Source organism: Burkholderia sp. Tr-20355 (assembly GCF_017104685.1).
Lineage (GTDB): Bacteria > Pseudomonadota > Gammaproteobacteria > Burkholderiales > Burkholderiaceae > Burkholderia > Burkholderia seminalis.
The window spans coordinates 1-1794 of the sequence record NZ_JAAGPK010000354.1 but is presented as its reverse complement, the minus strand read 5'-3'; the positions used below and the strand labels follow the sequence as shown (position 1 = coordinate 1794).

General features: G+C 68.7%; 3 protein-coding genes. All 3 read left to right on the top strand.

Going from position 1 to position 1794, the window contains the following annotated elements; translation table 11 throughout:
- Positions 1-317: 317 nt before the first annotated feature.
- The 3 genes from fliE to G3N62_RS35270 all read left to right on the top strand — a co-directional run bounded on the left by fliE (position 318) and on the right by G3N62_RS35270 (position 1586).
- On the top strand, positions 318-662 hold the full coding sequence (fliE, locus tag G3N62_RS35280; RefSeq protein WP_124670507.1) for a flagellar hook-basal body complex protein FliE: 345 nt from the start codon (positions 318-320) through the stop codon (positions 660-662).
- Positions 663-822: 160 nt separating this feature from the next.
- Positions 823-1257 (top strand): flagellar export chaperone FliS, encoded by a 435-nt coding sequence (fliS, locus tag G3N62_RS35275; protein ID WP_034190275.1) that lies wholly within the window; start codon positions 823-825, stop codon positions 1255-1257.
- Positions 1254-1586, top strand: a complete 333-nt coding sequence (locus G3N62_RS35270) for a flagellar protein FliT (RefSeq protein WP_006486993.1) — start codon at positions 1254-1256, stop codon at positions 1584-1586. Before fliS ends, G3N62_RS35270 begins: the two co-directional genes overlap by 4 nt.
- Positions 1587-1794 lie beyond the last annotated feature (208 nt).

The following is a 1794-nucleotide window of genomic DNA, read 5'->3' as shown; positions in this document are numbered from 1 at the left end:
GCCGGGCGCCGGGCTGGCGAGGCCCGCGCGGGCGTCGGGGTTGATCAGCGAGTTGGCCTGCGAATCCATGCGTCGAGTTTCTCCGGAGCGGGACCACTGAGCCCGCTCGGACGAGCGGGCGGACAATGACACGATGCGATTATCGGGATCCGACGCGCACTCCGATCGACCGAAAAGAGCGGGGTTTCCCCCGTACTTTCTCGGCTTTGACAGGCGGCGCGCTGCTATCCTTTTTTGCGATCCGGCATGGTGCGCGTGGTGCGGCGCCGGCGGAACGCCCGGTGCGTCCGGGTCTCTTCTCTAAGTCTGGGGACAGCATGACTGCGAACGTCAGCGGAATCGGTTCGGTGTTGCAACAGATGCAGTCGATGGCCGCGCAGGCGTCCGGCGGCGTCGCGAGCCCGCCGGCGGCGCTTGCCGGCTCGGGCGCGGCGACGGCCAGCACGTTCGCGAGCGCGATGAAGGCGTCGCTCGACAAGATCAGCGGCGACCAGCAGCACGCGCTCGGCGAGGCGAAGGCGTTCGAGGTCGGCGCGCCGAACGTATCGCTGAACGACGTGATGGTCGACATGCAGAAAGCCAACATCGGCTTCCAGTTCGGACTCCAGGTCCGCAACAAGCTCGTGAGCGCCTACAACGACATCATGCAGATGTCGGTGTGACGGGCGTGCCGGGCGGGGCCGGCGGGCCGGCTTCCCGAGCCGGCGGCCGTCGCTTGCGCCTAAAGGTTTTCAAATCCCTTCCGATAACTCCGGAGAAGGCCGCGCCGTGCGATGCACGGCGGCGGCGACCGTATAGCCAAGGCAAGACAAGGAGAAGCGCATGTTTTCCCCAGGGCACGCTGGAGCCAGTGCATACGCGCGTGTCGGCGTCGAGACGGGGGTGATGGGCGCCTCCCCGCACCGGCTGATCGCGATGCTGTACCAGGGCGCGCGGCAAGCGATCGCGCTGGCGCGCATGCATTTGCAGCAGGGCAACGTGCCCGCGCGCGGCGACGCGATCGGCAAGGCGATCCGGATCGTCGAGAGCGGCCTGCAGGCATCGTTGAACCACGACGCGGGCGGCGAGATCGCGGACCGGCTGGGCGCGCTGTATGCGTATATCGGCCGGCGCCTGCTCGACGCGAACGCGCAGGCGAGCGACGCGATGCTGGTCGAGGTCGACGGGCTGCTCGCGACGCTCGAGGAAGCTTGGACGGGCATCGCCCCGGAAGTCGCGCGGATGGCCGCGCAACAGGCAGCGGAAGCATCACGATGAATCACAAGGCCGAATACTTCGCACGTTACGAGGCGCTCGCCGCCGTGTCGGGGCGCATGCTGTGCGCCGCCCGCGGCGCCGACTGGAGCGCGTTGCCGGGGTTGCAGGCCGAATTCATGCAGCTTGTCGACGGGCTGAAGGAAGCCGATCCGGGCGTCGCGCTCGACGAATCGGATCTCGGCCGCAAGCTCGACCTGATCCGCCGCATCCTGGCCGATGACGCGGCGATCCGCGATCTCGCGAGCCCGGACGTCGCGCGGCTGTCCGCGCTGTTCGAGGCGCGGCGCTCGACCCAGGTATTGACCGATCTCTATCGCGCGCGCGGCTAGGGCCCGTCGACGGGAGAGGCCGGCGCGCCGTACCCGCGGATGGCACCGGCGTGCCGTGCCCGGATTCGCAACGAAGTGGCTGAGGTGAGCAGGCTCCGATCATGACCGGTATCGACTCCGTTGCGGCCGCGCTGCTGGCAAGCCGCCTCGACAGCCTGCTGACCGACACCGTATCGGCATCCGCCGGCGGCGGATGCCGATACGGTGA